General features: G+C 39.3%; 10 protein-coding genes. 1 reads left to right on the top strand and 9 read right to left on the bottom strand.

Annotated elements, in window-relative coordinates; translation table 11 throughout:
- Positions 1-195: 195 nt before the first annotated feature.
- From CBG49_RS06845 to CBG49_RS06800, 9 genes are all read right to left on the bottom strand, one after another.
- Positions 196-666 carry a hypothetical protein gene (locus tag CBG49_RS06845; protein ID WP_088593909.1) on the bottom strand — a complete coding sequence of 157 codons (471 nt, stop codon included), beginning with the start codon at positions 664-666 and terminating at the stop codon, positions 196-198.
- Positions 654-1,970 carry an RHS repeat domain-containing protein gene (locus CBG49_RS16080; RefSeq protein ID WP_227002988.1) on the bottom strand — a complete coding sequence of 439 codons (1,317 nt, stop codon included), beginning with the start codon at positions 1,968-1,970 and terminating at the stop codon, positions 654-656. The genes CBG49_RS06845 and CBG49_RS16080 overlap by 13 nt, the downstream gene beginning before the upstream one ends.
- A 2-nt stretch (positions 1,971-1,972) precedes the next feature.
- Positions 1,973-2,425, bottom strand: coding sequence for a hypothetical protein (locus CBG49_RS06835; protein WP_088593908.1), 453 nt, complete (start codon positions 2,423-2,425; stop codon positions 1,973-1,975).
- Positions 2,422-8,640, bottom strand: coding sequence for an FG-GAP-like repeat-containing protein (locus CBG49_RS06825; RefSeq protein WP_227002987.1), 6,219 nt, complete (start codon positions 8,638-8,640; stop codon positions 2,422-2,424). The genes CBG49_RS06835 and CBG49_RS06825 overlap by 4 nt, the downstream gene beginning before the upstream one ends.
- A gap of 16 nt (positions 8,641-8,656) precedes the next feature.
- Entirely contained in the window at positions 8,657-9,100 is a 444-nt protein-coding gene (locus CBG49_RS06820; protein ID WP_088593907.1) for a T9SS type A sorting domain-containing protein, read from the bottom strand.
- A 147-nt stretch (positions 9,101-9,247) separates the two neighbouring features.
- Positions 9,248-12,052, bottom strand: coding sequence for a hybrid sensor histidine kinase/response regulator transcription factor (locus tag CBG49_RS06815; RefSeq protein WP_088593906.1), 2,805 nt, complete (start codon positions 12,050-12,052; stop codon positions 9,248-9,250).
- The gene (locus CBG49_RS06810) at positions 12,027-12,905 is read right to left on the bottom strand and encodes a carbohydrate kinase family protein (RefSeq protein WP_088593905.1); all 879 of its coding nucleotides are present in this window, start codon (positions 12,903-12,905) and stop codon (positions 12,027-12,029) included. The genes CBG49_RS06815 and CBG49_RS06810 overlap by 26 nt, the downstream gene beginning before the upstream one ends.
- A 190-nt stretch (positions 12,906-13,095) precedes the next feature.
- Entirely contained in the window at positions 13,096-14,262 is a 1,167-nt protein-coding gene (locus CBG49_RS06805; protein ID WP_167372071.1) for an MFS transporter, read from the bottom strand.
- Positions 14,263-14,328: 66 nt separating this feature from the next.
- Positions 14,329-16,545, bottom strand: a complete 2,217-nt coding sequence (locus CBG49_RS06800; RefSeq protein WP_088593903.1) for a glycoside hydrolase family 32 protein — start codon at positions 16,543-16,545, stop codon at positions 14,329-14,331.
- A gap of 403 nt (positions 16,546-16,948) precedes the next feature.
- Between CBG49_RS06800 and CBG49_RS06795 the strand changes: the two genes are divergently transcribed.
- Complete coding sequence (locus CBG49_RS06795; protein WP_088593902.1) at positions 16,949-17,935, top strand: IS110 family RNA-guided transposase; 987 nt, start codon at positions 16,949-16,951, stop codon at positions 17,933-17,935.
- Positions 17,936-18,077 lie beyond the last annotated feature (142 nt).

Raw genomic sequence — 18,077 nt, 5'->3', positions numbered from 1 at the left:
AGAATATTTAGAAAGTTCTTTTTTTTATATCTTGGGGCTTACCTCTTAAAAGAATTAAGTCTAAAAGTAACTGTTTCCTGTCTGTCATCATAATTTTGATTTTACGTGAATAATATCTCCTTGTGCTGAAAGCGTACATCTCATAGCTACCACATTCTTTTCAGTTCAAATAAAAACCATAGTAAAAATTCTCTTTTAAATTAAATAAGGAGGAATCTCTTCCCATTTGTAACCATAGATATCATCGGCTAAAATTTTATTTATTTTATCTAATGAATAGGCGCATTCATCACCATTATTAAAGAATAGACATTTACTATCGTTTGTTTGCAACATAATGTAATAGATTACTTGCTCTTCTGTATAAAGAGTTTTTCCTATGCCAAACTCAATATTTGTAATTTTATCTCCTATTAATTTGGATAAAGAGGAATTACTACCTATTCTTTGTATAGTATATGCTTCATATTTAATATTGTTCTTATCTTTCCAATAATTCCCTATTGAAAAAAGCAATGTTTCTCCCACATCAGAAGCCAAGATACTAATAGATTTTTCACAGTCCAAGTGTTTGAGGTTTAAATGCAATTCTAAAAGTATTCCTTCTAAAGTTACTTCTATTATATTGCATATTTTATAGTCTTTTATTTGTTCTATCGTTGCCATATAGTTGTAGCGTTATTAAAATGTTTATTACCAGTAGCATTTTTTAATATTGTGATCATTGTCCCATCTGACCTTGTAACAATAACATGTCGTCCATTAGAATAAAATAATGCATTATAAAAACCTCCAGAATCAGGATTACCCCAAGTTCCCTGACGTATTGTACTTGCATTTTTATAAATATAATTAGCTATTTTTCTCATTGCACCTAATTGAGTCTTTGTTAAGGCTATCCCTTTCTCTCCAATTCCCCATTGATAAGCGTGTTGAGCCAATTTATTATCAGCTAATTTAAGTCCAGGAGTTAAAAGTTTAAGATTTTCATCAAGAGGTCTTATAGGAATTAACTTAGGTTGTTGTATTTCTAAAGATACTGAAGTTGGAGCTTTTAGTTCTAAATTACCTGTTATGTTATTTTCTACATCTAAATGAACACCCATTGGTGTTGTTTCTAAAGTTTGAACAGGTTGAGGAATTTCTCGTCCTGTCCAAATATTATGCCCTTTAGGGGTGGTAAGAGCTCCCGTAGCTCCTCCTAATATAGCTCCTCCTACAAAACCAGACAAAGCTCCCCAACCAGCACTACTCCAAAACTTACCATTTCCTCCAGGTAATAAAGACATAAAACCACCACTTATTGCTCCTCCTACTATTCCACTAGCTGCTCCTACAGCTGCTCCTCCTACTATTCCACCAGTAATTCCATAAGTAGCTAATCCTGTTGCCGCTAATCCTCCTACATAAGTAGCAGCTGCTCCTGAGACTCCGCCTATCAGAGCTCCTCCACCTATACCAAGCCAAGTATTTCCGCTACTATAATCCCACCTAAAAGGATTGTATGTACCATTGGCTTGAGAACCTCCTATATAAGCACCTACTACAGCGCCTACTATAGCACCTACTATAATAGCTGTTATAATAAATTCTCCATTCTCATCCACATATACCAGCGGGTTATTCATACAATACCCATATCTATTAAAGTTTTGGGTGTTAAAAGGGTCTTGTACGTAGTTGTCGGGTTGTAAGAAACGGTGTAAGGCTGGGTCGTACAAACGAGCATTCATATTGATAAGTCCTACCGTTTGCAAGTGTTCGTGTCCTGTAAAACCACGGTCTAATAGGGTAAGTTTGTCTAAGGTGTTACCTGCGCCGTCTTCTACTTTTATGGGTTGTCCCCAAGGGTCAAAATGGCGTCTTTCAGCTATATTGCCGTCTTCATCGGTGAGCATTACAATGCTTCCGAGATAGTCGCGGTGTAGGTAATAGAGTTTTTGCGCTTCACCATCCGAAATGAGTATCACTTTTACCTTCCATATTTAGGGTACATTTTCATTCGTGACATTGCAGGAGTAGGAGGATAGGGGACACGAAACTTCAAAAGTTTACAATCTTCATAACTTAAGTCATAACGCTTTAGTATTTTATAATCTCTCCGTACCTCTTCCCAGCTATACTTGTTCAAAGTATCAGTACTAAATATAAAAATTGATAAAGTATCTTTAGGGAGAAACTCTATTTCTTCTTTCCAATCAGCAGAAGCAAAATTAGTTGACTGGTTAAATTTTAATACTCTATGATTTTTCAATAAAGTAATTGATGTATCTGGATATACAAAATCAAAACCTCTTCTTGCTGGATAAATACTTATTGCACAATTACTTTGATTTTTGATATACAAAGGATCTATTCTATCCATATAAGGCCACTCACAACTAAAGAGTAACAAAAATATAAATATAATATATACTGTTCTCATATTTTTTTCTTTTTAGGTTTTTTAGTTGGATATTTATCAAAAGGAGGTTCATATAAACTCCAATTTACTCTATTTCCATAATGTTTATTGAAATATTTATTAGCATTTTTATTAGCATTCATCTCATACCATCTATAGTTATGCTTATAAATTCCATCTTCTTTTTCATCACTCATTGCACTAAAAAAACTTGGTATTGCTATATTAAGCATATATGTCAATCCAAATGTTTGGCTATCAATATAGTGCCCATATTCGTGCATAAAAAGAGGGTGAGTTAATACATATTCGGTAAAATCACCTTCTATTTTACCATTAATGTTTATATTTATAAAGTTTCCTATAGAAATACCATCTTCTTTTTTACTTTTTTCATTAATAGAAAAAGTAGCTCCACCAAGATATTCTACTCTATCTACTTGTCCAAAAATATTTCTAAGTTGAGAAAAATCATTGCCTAAAACAGTCTGTGGATGTTCCCAAGTATATCTACTAATTCCCTGCCAAAGTCCTCCCATAAAGGTTCTGTTTTCATCTATATAAAAACTTCCTAAAGTTATTTTAGAAGAATTATTAAATATCGTCCAATCATTATAGAAAATTCCCCCAAGCGTTCCTACCACAACACCTAACTGATTAAACGAAGTTATAGATGTTATTACACTAGGTCCTGCTACAGCTCCTGCTAAAAATCCTTGAAAGAAAGCTCCTACACCATCCCAAAAGTTATTTATACTACCTCTCTTGGATCGTGCAATTAAGTTACCTAATCCAAAGATAAGCTCTATAAACTCTCCATTCTCATCCACATACACCAGCGGGTTATTCAAGCAATAGCCATATCTATTAAAGTTTTGGGTGTTAAAAGGGTCTTGTACGTAGTTGTCAGGTTGTAAGAAACGATGTAGCGCTGGGTCGTACAACCGTCCGTTCATATGTATTAAGCCTACAGTTTGCAAGTGTTCGTGTCCTGTAAAACCTCTATCTAATAATGTTAAACCTTGTAACACTTTTCCCGCTCCATCTTCTACTTTTATGGGTTGTCCCCAAGGGTCAAAGTGCCTGCGCTCAGCTATATTACCGTTTTCATCGGTGAGCATTACTATAGAACCTAAGTAATCTCTATGTAAGTAATAGAATTTTTGCGCTTCACCGTCCGAAATGAGTATCGCAGGGGCACTATAGGCGTCACCGCCTAAGTAAAGTATAAACTTGTTGCTGTTATCGGTTTTGTTACATACTACTTCTACACTACCATCGTGGCTGTAGTGTTTTAGCATTGGGCGTTTGGCTTTTTCTACTTCGGCATTGCCGTAATAGCAATGTGAACGCTCGCCAAAGGCATTGTATTCATAGCTTATTCGCTCTTTATCCTTTACATATATCTGCTCAGGAACTTTGAAAGCGTTATACCTTACAGTGGGTAGTGGGTATTTTTCTAAATAGGTTTCGCCTGCTTCGTTGGTGGTGAGCTTTTGTTGTTGGTAGCCATTACGTGTGTATTCATAGGTACCAATGGCACTGTTTTCGGTAATGCGACCCCGTTCGTCGTATTGGTGGGTGGTATTACCCCAGCGGGTGAGGCGGTCGGTGGTATCATACGCAAATTCTTCTTTTTGGTTAAAAAAACTATAAGTACGATGATTGAGTAGTCCTCGTTGTGGGTTGAAATCGTATTGCAATACGTTTAGTGGGGTATCTTCCCTTTGTACGGTTTGTGTTTTAGGGAAATGACTGTTGTAGTCTAAAAGTTCTTTGGTTTTGCCTTTGTAGAGGCTCAATGGCTGTCCGTATTCATTACTTGCAGTCAGTTTCCAAAGAGTTATCCCCTTATCGTCCTTCATCTCCACAAGTTCGCCATTTTGGTAGCGGTATTGCACCACAGCACTCGCGCGTTTGCCTGCAGTTTGGGCGGTAGTGGTTTCTTGTTGCACACGTCCAAAGGCATCATAAGTATAGTTTTTAGTGAATACTGCTTGCGGGTTGGTTTCGGTAGTTTGAACCAATTGTTTGAATCCGTTATACTCATATCGGTAACTGTCGTTATTGCCGTCTTTGTTTTGGTTGTCTATTTGGGTGAGCAGTTTGTCGGCGTTATAGGTGTAGCGTATGCGCATATCGGTATAATCGCCTGTGATATGTTTTTCACTCAGGCGATCGGTACCTTGTGCATAGTTGAAGGTAGTTTTTCCTTTAGGGGTAGTTTCTTCAGTGAGGTTGCCCCAAGCATCGTATTGATAGGTGTAGCGCCCTGCTGAAGGGTCGGTGAGGCTCGTTTTGCGACCCCAGCCGTCTTGGGTTATCTTTTGTATGGCTCCTCCATAGTCGGCTGTTTTTAAGCTACCATTGGCAAAGTAGGTATAGCGCACAGTACCACCTGTATCTTGGTGTTCTACGATGTTACCTTGGGCATCGCGAGTGCTTACAATTTGTTGCTGACCGTCATCGGCAGTGGTTTTGAGCTTGTCGTAGGTAAAGCGGGTTACTTTACCTTCGGGACTCGTGATAGTGGTAGGTCGCCCATACACATCGTATTCTGTCTTCTTCACCTTTTGAGAAGCACCTCCTGCAAGGTGAGGTGTGCTTACAGCTACTTGTTGCCCTATGCCGTTGTACTCGTAGCTAATTGCATAGCGATTGTTGAAAGCATCGTTGCTTTCTTTTTCTAACAACCAGCCTAAAGTGTTATAGCTCTCTGCACTATAAGCACCTTCTTCGTTTTCGGTAATGGTTTTAAAAATACTTCCGTTAAATTCATAATGTGTTGTAGTTTTCTTACCTAAGAAATCTGTTGTTTGGATAGGTCTACCTGAAGAATCGTAGGTATATAGAGTAGTTTGCACTAATGAAGAGGTTTCGCGTTCTAAGAGACCTCTGTTGTTATAAGCGAACTTAGTTACTTGTCCTTCGTGGTCGGTATGGGAGGTAACCAATCGATGGGTAGGGTCATAGGTATAGCGTTCGGTGCGTTGCTCACCGTCTTCAGCGGTGGCGGTTTGCTCGGTTATGTTGCCGTACTGGTCATAGCGGTAGGCAGTGGTACGCCAAGCTGTACCATTGCCTTGGGTTTTATGGGTAGTGAGCAAGCCTTTGTCATAAGCAAAAGTTTCGGCAGTGCTAAAACTATCGCCTGACAAAGTGGTGGTGGTCTCTTTCTGCTGAGGTAAGCCTATAAAATATGGAGCTTCGCTTTTAGGCAAATAACTTATGCGCGTACTTTGGCTATAACCGTCGGTTTGGGTACGTTGTTCGGTAAGGTTACCGTCACTATCATAAGTAAAATTATTGGTAGTCGTCAGTCCTGAAAGTTTATCTTCGGAGGTTTGTTGAGCAAGCTGTAGTTTAAAGACTTTATTGGGACTGAGGGTATGGGTGTATTGGTAGGAGGTTTTTTGGAAAGGTATATTACGAATGATATAGGTAGGTAGAAACCATTGTTTATCTACAATATACTCATTGATTAAAGCTCCTCTAAGTAGAGGGTTCATTTCTTTAAAAGAAAAAAGTACTTGGTCATACTCCTTATTAAGTTCAAACCAATTGGTTTTTCCTATCGCTTTAAATCCAAGAAAGCCTAATCCTTGTGTATGAGTGATAGCATTGTAATAAACATAACGCTGGATTGCCTTAGGTACTCCTATGCCTTCACGTTCTAACTGAGAAACCAGCCGCACAGATTGCATATTAGGAAGTGTAGTGTATGGATATAACTCATCAGGATAAGTAGAAACCCAATAGTAAGTTCCCTTTTCTCTATCTAAGTTCAGCAAAGTTGCCATATTTTTATAAGCAATAGTCTGCCTAACACCACCATTGATTACATTTCTAACCAATACATCTTCCCTATTGTTTTCTCGTAAAGAAAGTGTTTGTATTTTATCTCCTGAAAATAGAGAAATATCAGTTACTCTATCCCGCTCATCAGGAGATGAAAATATAATATGAGGGGTATTTCCTTCTTCTAAAATTTTCACCTCGCCTTCACTAAAGGTTATCTCCCTACCTTTTTGGATATTAGTAAATACTACTATCTTACGACTATTCTCTACACCATTGGTAATATCGTATTTATTTTTCGCTATTACAGAGTTAAATTGTACAATATCTGTTTTTCCATCATTGTTGAAATCTATAGGAATAAAACTATAATTATTGATAACTTTCTGATAGAGAATCGGAAATTTTCCCCTAATAGGAATCATTTCTTCATTTTGTTTTTTAAAGTTAAATGTAAAATGTTGGTCAATAGATAAAAAACGAATACCAGCATTAAGCAATACTTCAAACTTATTACTTTTATTTTCGGTAGGAAGTAAAAAATCTATTTTACCATCACCGTTGAAGTCTCCTGCTATAGGATGCATTTCATCTATATAAATATTGGAGCTACGATGTTCGTTGATAAGTTTCAATTCTTTATTATCATTCATTTCATAAATGTAAATAGCTCCTTTGGTAACACGTACAAGGTCTGTTTTACCATTGCCGTTCACATCCATCGTCCAAAGTAAATCAGTTCTCAAAAGATCTCCTATATAACCAATACCATAAATGTAGTTTTTCTCTTTACGCCTATCTAAATCTATGAGATAAATACCTTTCCCTTTTTCCTGTAATTCGCATAAACATTCACGTTTCATTATATGGCATTTCTCATAAGCAAAAGCAAACTCAACTCCTAACAATTCAGTAAGACCATCACCATCAAAATCTCCTGAGAATAATTGATAGTTCGGATTTTCTCTGTATTGTTTTTCAGGAGGATTAGGTAATGAAGCCTCTCTATTGTCTAATATTCCTTGATAATAAGCTCTTTCATCCCAATAAGTAGGCAAATTCCACTCTTTAGTATCTTCAACAATAATAGAATTAGCTCCTCGTTTACAAACTTTTAGGATAATTTTTTTAAAATCTTGAGTGGCCATTACAAACCCTTGTGCTTTATACAAATGTCCATCTTTGGTAAGCATTTTTACTGGAAAAATATTATCAAATTTAGGAACTGTAGTCGTTTGTGCTATAGTACTTATAGTATCTTGCCTAAAGTTATCAAAGAAAATAAGTTCTTTTCTATTTTTTTCTTTTATAGTAGGATATAAAATAAAATCAGTGAAGTTATCTGCATTGAGATCTATAGGAATAGTAGCTGTATTTAGAGCATTTACTTTTCCAAAAGAAGTTTCTATGGTAGAAATACGATTTAAGATTTTCTTGTTAGGATCAGAGCCTTTTGTATCCCAATATTTAAACTCTATGGGGGAGTATTCTTCTTCTCCTACTTTTTCTTGTATTGAAGTTAATCGGTTATACTCCAAACTATTAGTATTATAACTAAGTTTATAGTTTCTATAAGGAAGATTATTATCTATTACATTAATCTGTGATAGTATTTTCCCATTTGTAAATTCCATACCTCCTATGTAGGCAACTTCAGGACGTGTACGATTATCATATTTAAACTCAATTTTTGTATTGTAGCCATATTCAATATGTTCAATGCGAAGGTGATTATTTTCTATAGTATAAAAATATCGTATGCTCACTCCTTGCGCATTCTCCCAGTAGCTTATGGCATATTCCATAGGCGACTGGCTGTTGTTATCTTTGCCATAATAAGCTTTAGAGCCATCGGGATAGAGCACCTCGAAGTAATCAGGTCCAAAAGCTGGATTTTTGCTTCTACCTACCGCTTTGATACGCAATTGTGAAAAAGTCTCTGTTTCGTAGACCGCTCCACTCTCACCGTGGATACCTTCTTTAAGCATCAATCGCTGTCCGTCCAACGCAAACTGGTCGGTATTAGTAAGGTTTACCTCAGTAATCTTGCCGTTGTGGTACATTGTACTACCTACACGACTTATTACTGATAAGCCTGCGAGATGCCAGCCATAGCCTGCTATCCCATTACCACTTTGGCTATTATAGGTAAGTGCTAAGGTAGGTGCTACTCCTCCAATACCTTTAGGTACGGCAATAGGTACTGTATAGACTGCTGCACCACTACCCGATACACTCAATTCACCTGTAGTCAAACCAATCGTATTTGCTCCACTTTCTCGTGCCGTAATACTCCCTGAGGGTAGTTCGGTATCAATAGGTTCATCTAAAGGTTCAGCATAAAACGAAGTACGCTCAATAGGTTGTAAAGGATAAACTTCTTGGGCTGTAGGGCTAAGAGAGTATAAAAATAATATGAGGAGTAGGAAGCGTTTCATAGTAATATAGGTTTTGTTATTTTTTTACAATTTTGAAGATTTTCTTGCTACCATCCGAGAATGTAGCCACCATAAAGTAATAGCCTGCTGACCAAGTGGAGATATTGATATGGTAAGGTTCTGTAGGTGGGAGGTTATCAATTTGTTGCATTAACTGTCCGTTGAGGGTGAAGATTGCTAAATGCGTGAGTGTTCCATTTTCGCTGTGTTGCCAATAGACTCCTATCTGGTCGGTAGCGGGGTTAGGCACACCATATAGCTGTACTTTTGAGTTATCGCTATTTGAAGATTTGAGATTATCAGGGAGTTCATCAAAAATTTCTTCATCAGTAGCTTCATCGGTTGCATTGAGACACAAGAGCGCTCGGCGCTGGTTGCCAGCGCTATCGTACTGAAAACAGTACTCTTTTTGAGCGTAGATACTTAAAGTACCAAAAAAGAAGAGAAGATACTTTAACATTGTTTAGTAAGTTTGGTAATAATCGGCACAAAGGTAGGAATAAGAAATGAAAAGTGCAAGAAAATATGGGAAATATTTTTATAAATGCGTTTAAATTTCTGTAAAGAAAACATTTTTTTGGATTAAACGAATTTAATATAAAAGTTATTATCTAATCCGTTCCAAGTACTCTGTCGGACTCTCGTTGTAAAAATCTTTAAAGCATTTGGCAAAATAGGATGGTGAGGAAAAACCTACTTCATAAGCGACTTCGGAAATGCTCTTGGCTTTGCTGTTGAGCAATTGTTTGGCGTATTTTACTCGTATGGTGCGAATAAGTTCGTTGGGCGAATAGTCGGTGAGGGATTTGATTTTGCGATATAGGTTAGAGCGCGACAAACCTAAGGCATCGGCTATTTCGTCTATATTCAGTTCAGGATTGGCGATAGAGTTCTCTACGTAATGCGTAAAATCAGTGATAAACTGCTGTTCTACCTTACCTAAAGTCTCTTGTTTAGTTTCGTTCAAGAGGAAATTACTAAAACTCTCACGTATCTTCTTACGGTTTTCTATGAGCTTGCGCACCCGTGTTTTCAGTAATTTTATGTTGAAAGGTTTCGCAATATAGGCATCGGCACCACTCTCAAAACCTACTTGCTTTTGCTCGTCTAACGCATAAGCAGTGAGCAAAATCACGGGAATATGATTAGTAGCCACGTTAGTTTTTATCAACTGACATAAATCGAAGCCATCAGTCTTAGGCATCATCACATCGCTGATTACTACATCGGGGAGGTGCTTTTTAGCTACTTCAAAGCCTTCTTCACCGTTTTCAGCTTCGATAAGGTTATAGTCATCACTGAGGATATATCGAATAAACTGACGCATATCCTCGTTGTCTTCCACAATCAGTACAGTAGGTTTCTCTGAAGCCGTTGGAGAAGCCGTAGGTAGTTTGAGTTTCTCGGTAGGTGCGGGCAACGAAGGCAATAAGTCGAGATGGGTTTCTATGTAATTGCTGTCGTATACCGCTTTTACCGATACTTGTTCTTGAGTGAAAGGCAGGCGAATGACGAAGGTTGTCCCCTCCCCTTCTGTACTCTCTACGCTGATGGTACCGTTGTGTGAGGCGACTAAGGCTTGTACCAAAGCCAAACCAATACCCGAACCTTCGCTATCGGGGTTTATTTTGTAGAAGTGCTCAAACACCTCACTTTGTTTGTCTTTCGGAATATATGAACCGCTGTTGAACACACGCAGCACAGCTACTCCTCCTTTGGAGGGGGTTAGGGGAAGGTCTTCTTTTTCTAACGACACGGTGATACTTCCTCCTTGAGGTGTAAATTTCAGTGCATTAGAAAGCAGGTTGAAGTAGATTTTCTCTACTTTTTCCTTATCGAAAGCCATTTCAAAAGAAGTATCTTCGGCAAGAAACTGAAAGTTGAGTTTCTTTTGTTTGATACGGTCACTAAAAAAAGAATTGAGTTCAGTAAGAAACCGTTTCAGGTTGCCCTTAGTGAAGTACATTTGCATCTTGCCATTCTCATAACTGCGGAACTCAATTACTTCGGAAATGAGATGCAAAAGTCGGTTGCTGTTCTTTTTGATGAGAAATAACAAGTCTTGTTCTTCTTTGGGGAGTGAATTGTGAGCCAAAAGCGTCTGCACAGGACCTAAGATAAGCGACAACGGCGTTTTGAACTCGTGAGAAATATTGGTAAAGAAGAGTAATTTGGCTTGGGTAGCCTCTTCTAATTGCGTCGAAATTTCCTCTAAGCGTTCTTTCTGTTGTTGCAATTCGGTAGCCTGACGTTTGATTTCTTCGTTTTGTTTTTCTAACAGATTATTTGCACGACTCTTGGTGCGATATGCTCTGATAGCTATTGCCAAAAATATAGTAATCAAACCAATGGCAGTAATAGAAATGTAGAAGAGTGTGCGCTGAGTAGTATGCTGAATAAGGCTCTCACTCAGCTGCTGATTGATATCCTCTATCTTAGCTTGTTTCTGAGCAATTTGCTCTGTTTGCAACTGTAAAATACGTACATTGCTCTTGTCCACCACAGCGGTATTGAGAATATTCTCGCGCTCAAAAGGTTGTTTATGGAGTATTTTCATTGCAAGGTCAATAACCTTTTCTCCTCCCGTAGGATAGATAAACGAAGCGTCTTGCACATTGTTCTCTATATTGCTAATTCCTTCTTGTTGTAGTGCATCTACCCCTATGATAAAGGGTATTTTACCGTTGAATTGCATCGCTGCTTCGTGAGTACCCGCTGCCATTGGGTCGTTCATCGCAAACACAAGGTCGATATTGGGGTGTTGCTGAAAAAGTTGTTGCATTTGCACTTTGGCATCTGCTTTGAGGAAGTTCCCCCAGGTCTCGGCTACTATTCGCACCTCAGGAGCATTCTTAAGGGCATCTACAAAGCCTTTATGGCGTTCCGCATCGGAGGTTGAGCCTTTGGTACCACGCACTTCAGCTATATTGCCTTTGCCTTTGAGAATACCTATCGCATAGTGTCCCGCTTCTTTACCTATTTGGTAATTATTAGCTCCCACATAGGCAGTATAACTCTCAGTAGCGATTTTCCTATCTACCAAAATCACAGGAATACCCTGCTGGTAAGCCTTTTCAATAACTGGTGTACACGCTTCCGACTCGTTAGGCGAAACAACGAGCACATCTACCTTTTGTTCTATGAACCACTCTATATCGGCAATTTGCTTAGGAGTATCGTCTTTCACACTGCGAATCAGTAGCTCAGTATTGGCTTGGTAAAGGGCTACTTCGCGTTTTAACTCCTCGTTCATCGTTTGTCGCCAAAGGTCTTCACTGCACTGCGACACCCCTATCACATAACGGGGGTTTCGCTCCCTTTGGCAAGCAAGGCAAGCAAAGAGAGCGAAATATAAAAAAAGTATATGATACTTCCTAAAAGTCATTTTATCTAAACAACTCCAAATGAGCATCGGCGAGGCGAGGCATCGCACCGTGTTGCTGACATACGTAAGCCGATACTTCTACCGCCAATTGATGCGATTGGGCTATACTGCGACCATTGAGGTAAGAGGCTACAAAGGCAGCCGTGAACGAGTCGCCAGCTCCTACCGTATCAGCGATGGTAACATTAGGTGTCCCTAAGAACGATTTTTCATTAGGCGTGAACACATAGCTACCTCTTGTACCTTGCGTTAAGATGAGGAATTTGAGATTGTATTTCTCCAATAGGCGCTTACATACCTCCTCATCAGTTCCTTGCAAATTGAACATTTCAGCCACTTTCACTATCTCCTCATCGTTGATTTTTAATGCGGTTGCCTTGTCTAACGAATCGGCGATTACCTCTTTGCTGAAATATTTCAAGCGGAGGTTGATATCGAATACTTTTAAACTCTCGGCAGGCATTAAATCTAAGAACTTATGGATAGTGGCACGCGATATTTCACTGCGCTGTGCTAATGACCCGAAGCACACGGTATTAGTGTTCTTTGCTAAGTTCTCAATTCGCGAAGAGAATGGAATATTGTCCCACGCTACATTTTCGCTAATCTCATAGGTAGGCACCCCACGACCGTCTAACTGTACTTTTACGGTACCTGTGGGAAAATCAGTCTTCTCAATGATGTAGTTGAGTTCTTTTTCTTCTAAACTTTTTAGTATTTCTTTACCGAGTAGGTCGCCTCCAATGGCACTCACAGCATAGCCGTTGAAACCAAATTGCGACACGTGGTAAGCGAAATTAGCGGGCGCACCGCCTAACACTTTTCTTTCAGGGAAGACATCCCAAAGGATTTCTCCCAATCCTACTACTGTATTTTTCATCGTATTATATGTTATCCTCTCCTCTGTCTTCCCCTTGGGGGAAGGAGGCGAGAGTGTTATTGTTAATTCTTTTTCAGCGTACAAAGTTATAAATTCTTTTTGAGATTTCCTACTACTAATAATAAATACTATCAGTCGTCAGATCTTTCTGACTAATCCGACTTATACAATTTGTAGGACTCTCTAACGACTAATTGTTAGCATTTGCTTTGAGTCGAGTGCTCATTAGCAACAGATATAATACTCCTATGCTAAGGACAATAAGGGCGCCTATCTGTGAGCCGTTCATTGCATCGGAGGCTAAGCCCATTGCAAAAGGGAAGATAGTACCGCCAAAGAGTCCCATAATCATCAAGCCTGATACTTCGTTTTTCTTAGTAGGGTTCTGCAAGAGGGCTTGCGAGAAGATGATTGAGAATACATTAGAGTTGCCAAATCCTACCAAAGCAATAGCAGTGTAGAGCATTGTCTTATCACTGAAAAAGAAAAGTATCGCCATTGAGGCTACCATACAAAGCACACTGAGGGTAAAGAAACTCTTAGGAGATACTTTGGTGAGAATATAAGCTCCTGACAAACATCCTATGGTACGGAATAAGAAATACCAGCTAGTGGCAAAAGAGGCTTGGGTAGTAGTAAGCCCTAAACGTTCCATAAAGATTGTAGGTGCTGAGGCATTAACTCCTACGTCTATTCCTACGTGGCACATAATACCAATGAAGCACAAGAGTACATAAGGGTTGGCAAGCAGTGCAAAACACTCGGTAAAGGTGGCGTTCTTACTGTCGTTTTTTTCTTCTTCAATATGAGTAGCACCCAGCCACAAGAGAGTTACTACCGAGATAGCGACAAAGAGCAGGAAGAAAAGTCGCCAATCATTGAATTTATCAAAGCAGAAACTCATCAGCAAGGGGGCAGAAAACGAGGCTATTGCCTTGATAAACTGACCAAAAGTGAGTGAACTCGCGAGTTTGTCGCCTTTTACGATGACTGACATTAGTGGGTTTAACGATACTTGCATTAGTGTGTTACCAATACCAAGCAAGGAGAAAGCTACCAGCATAGTGGTATAATTGTAGCTGATAAAGGGCACTACCATTGCTAAGATGGTAATCACCAAGCTGAGGAGTACGGTTTTACGACGACCTATTTTGCTCATCAGTACGCCTGTGGGCACTGAGAAAAGTAGAAACCAAAAGAATACCATTGCAGGGAGAGCTTTAGCGGTGGTTTCGGTCAAGCCAAAATCGTCTTTTACAAAGTTAGAGGCGGCGCCTACAAGGTCTACGAAGCCCATACAGAAGAATGATAGGAGTACGGGCAATAAATATTTTAGATAGTTGTTATTCTGTTGCATACTATGAATGTATTATTAGTCTCACACACTCCCCTCTCCTTGGGAGAGGGCAAAGGGAGAGGATTATTATTTCAATTTATAGACAGTTACATTTTTAAGGGTGAGGGTACCTTTGCTAGTGTTGAAGCGGAGAGTATTGTACACTTCGGTAGGAAATACCGCATTGGTTTGTACTACTTCGCCATTGTTCACAAAGAGTTCGGTTGAGGCTTTATCTACCAATAAGCGTACGGTATAGCTTTTCTTAGCTACCATTGGTGCTTTGATAAGCGTTTCGGCGAAGTTGGCATTGAAAGCTACACTGCTCTTACTGCGGTCTACCGATAGGGTTTTATTAGCTCCGTCGAATAGATATTTAATAGTTTCACCTTTGGCATTCTCAAGGGCGAATGAAAAAGTATCGGTTTCGTTAGGGGTTACCGTGAAAGTGAGTTCATAAGCTCCTTGATTATTGGGCAAGAAGTTTTCGAACGTTATAGCATCGGAGGTGTTGGTACGTGTTTTATCACCTAAAAGTACCGCTTCACGACGCAAACTCTCCAACTCTTTTACGGGCTCACTGGCTACTACCAAATGCTCGCCATTATGCACCAAACGCAAAACGCGGGCAACGGTCATCGCGCTACGGAAGTTTTCAGTAGGGGTTTCATTGGCGTAATCCCAGTTGCTCATCCAGCCTATGAAGAGACGGCGACCATCGGTAGCGGGGATATTACTCCACGTTACACCTGCATAATTATCGCGTCCGTAGTCTAACCAGAGCGGATAGTTCATAGTATCGGGGGTGAAGGTTTTGCCATCGAAATTACCGATAAAGTACTGAGTAGCACTTCCGCCGTTAGGTCCGCCTGGGTTGATACTCACGAAGAGCACCCATTTGGTTTTTCCTTCATAAGTAAGCGGGAAGAGATCGGGGCATTCCCACACTCCGCCGTGTCCGCCTAAGCCTTCGCCAAATTCACTGAGGCGTGTCCATTCTTTGAGGTTCTTAGAGCCATAGAAGGTAATCGTTTGGGTAGTAGCAAGGCTCATCACCCATTGTTTAGAGGGTGCGTGCCAGAATACTTTCGGGTCGCGAAAGTCGATAATATTGGCATCGGTGAGTACGGGGTTGCCTTCGTATTTGGTGAAGGTTTTTCCGCCATCGAGACTATAAGCGATAGATTGTGTTTGGCGTTCGCCTGCTGAAGTGAAAATTGCTACCATAGCGCCTTTACCAAAGCCGGCTGTGTTATCGTGGTCAATCACAGCACTGCCTGAGAAAATTGCTCCTAACTTATCAGGGGCTAATACAAAAGGCTTATATTCCCAATTCACCAAGTCTTTGGAAACGGTGTGCCCCCAGTGCATATTGCCCCAGCGCGCTCCGTAAGGGTTGTATTGGTAGAAGAGGTGGAATACTCCGTCGAGGTATACCATTCCGTTAGGGTCGTTCATCCAGCCATATTGAGGGGTGAAGTGGTATAGCGGACGGTATTTTTCGTTGTAGTTGAAGTTATATTCAGCCGACTGTTTGATTTCGGCTAAGCCTATATTGGTAGTTTTGGCTACTGCAAAAGTAAGGGTTACTTTTTTGCCTTTGTACGCCTCGATAGCGATAGGCACCCAGTAGTCTATTTTGTTTTGGGCAATGCGAATGGTCATTGGCTCGCCTATAGGAGTACCATCTACCGATAGTTGCACGCTGTTTTCAACGGCTTGGTCTTCCACAGGAATGAGCAGGTACTTGTCTTTAGCTTCAAAGGTACGGGTGTAATCAGTCATAAAAACGCTTTTTTGTTTGTTGCCTTGTTCGATTTGGTCGATGAGGATATGCCCCCATCCGCCACGTTGGTTATCGACAATTCGGATAGTGGCTTTCTTGTTTTCATAGGGTTTTACGTCCCAAGTGAGCCATTGTAGGGTCTCCGATTCGTAGAGAGAACGCGATTGTAGTACACTTTTACCTTCAACTAAAAGTTCAATATAGGTATCGGCGTGAGTGCCTCCTCCTATGAGGAAATTGATGTAATCGCGCTCAATGGTGAACTCTTTAGAGGTAAGCGCTCCGCGAGAGTCGTCGCCATTGTTGAAGCTATTGGCAAGGTGCTTCCCTTCAAAATCTGTTACGGGCTGCTGACCGGTATAGCTACCCGTGGCGGGAGTCGCACCAAAGGCATCGCCTTCTACCGTCCAATTGGCATAAGTGCCCGACTCGAAGTCCTCGATAATGAGGTCATCAGTGTTTTGCTGGCAGGCAGTGAGCGTTAAGACTCCTAATCCTGCTATTAGTTTGTTATTCATATACTTTTATTTAAATCCTCACCCCGTTCATCACATACTCTCTTGCAAGTATTCAGAGACTACTCCCAAGGAGAGGGGCAAGCTAAAAAGGTGATGGGGTTTTTGTTTATTCTATTTTTTTGGTGTGACAAATGTAGTTATTTTATTTAGTTTTTACAAATTTATGGGGTATAGACTTTGTCGTACGTTTGCATCTTGAAAAATAAATTGTAATTTTACATTTAAATAAGCACGGAGAAAGACCGAGACTTTGTTAGTGAAAAACTGCCTTTGACGTTCAGTCCCCGTGCTTTCACATCTGTAAAACTGGATAGTTCGTTAGGTTTTAAGCCTGTGTTTACGACGATAGATTATCAGATGTTATTTAAACAAAGTTATTTTTAATCTTTTTAATTTATTCATTATGAGTTATGTAGGTATTGATATTAGCAAGGATAGCTTTGTAGTAGCTTTCTCTTCTGCTTCTAAAAGTAAAACTATCACTTATCAAAACGACGACAAAGGTATTGAAAAATTTATAAATACCCTTGATAAAGAGCAACATCATTGTGTGATGGAAGCTACTGGTAACTATGGTGTTAATCTACTTTATCACCTTTGTGAACAAGAAATAAAGGTTAGTTTAATTAACCCTAAGCAAAGTAATTTCCTTTCAAAAATGAAACTATCTACTGCTAAAACTGACAATAAAGATGCTCGTTTGTTAGTAGAATATGGAGAAAAAATAAATCCTGAAGTTTATAAAATGCCTTCAGATAAGATTATTCTCCTTAAACAGAAACAAACAGTACTTACTCACTTAATAAAGCAACGTACAGCAAGTAAAAATCAGCTAAAATCTTTAGAGTTACTCAATAAAAAAGATAATTTAGCTATTGATATGCTCAAAAACAACATAGACAACTTAGATAAACTCATCGATAATCTAGAAAAAGACATTGTTTCTATCACTGAGGAAGAGTTTGAAAAACAAGTTCAACTACTTACTTCCATTAAAGGAATAGGCAAAAAAGTTGCTACTACTTTAGTGATTATTACTAATGGTTTTTCTTTCTTTGAAAATCCTAAGCAATTATCTCGTTATATAGGTATTTGTCCTACCTACCAACAGTCGGGTAAATCGTTGAATTACAACGGACATATTAATAGAAATGGACATAGCACCTTACGCGGTCAGTTGTTTATAGCATCGTGGTCAGCAACTAAGTATAATTCCTCTTGTAAGGCTCTTTTTGAAAGGCTTAGAGAGGAAGGAAAACCTTGGAAATTAGCACAGATAGCGGTCTGTAACAAGCTTATTAGGCAAGCTTTTGCAGTTATTAAGTCAGGAGTTGCTTACATAGACGGACACATTCCTACTTTATCTGCACCAATGCAAACAGCTATATGAGTCACTACTTTCGCCGTAGGCGAACTAAAAGAAATTCCTTTTTAGAAAAAAAAGTTACTAAAAAATTTGCATATTAACATAGTTCGTCAAAGTCCATAGACTTTGACAAAGTTTATGTATACCACAATTTATAAAGTAATGA

Origin of the sequence: Capnocytophaga endodontalis (assembly GCF_002209445.1) — a bacterium.
GTDB lineage: Bacteria > Bacteroidota > Bacteroidia > Flavobacteriales > Flavobacteriaceae > Capnocytophaga > Capnocytophaga periodontitidis.
The sequence above is the reverse complement of the archived record's forward strand: the minus strand, read 5'-3'. Positions and strand labels throughout refer to the sequence as shown.